Genomic DNA, 207 nt, shown 5'->3' on the forward strand with positions numbered 1-207 from the left:
ACGAACCCGACCTTCGGCAGACGGACCTTGCCCGCCTCGATGCGGATCGTGCCATGCTGGTTGTTCGTCGTGTAGGAGGCGCGCGACCGCCGTCTCGATTTGAAGGCCGGGAAGCCGGCCGTCCCGGCGAAGAACTTCGCGAACGCGGTGTCGAGGTTCAGCTTCGCGTTCGCGAGCGCGAGGCTGTCCGCCTCGGCGAGGAACGGG

1 pseudogene is annotated in these 207 nt (G+C 67.6%); it reads right to left on the reverse strand.

Going from position 1 to position 207, the window contains the following annotated elements:
- Positions 1-207, reverse strand: a pseudogene (locus KNO94_RS15205) (RNA-guided endonuclease TnpB family protein); the annotation flags it as partial.

It is taken from the genome of Exiguobacterium sp. s22 (assembly GCF_018617455.1).
Lineage (GTDB): Bacteria > Bacillota > Bacilli > Exiguobacteriales > Exiguobacteriaceae > Exiguobacterium.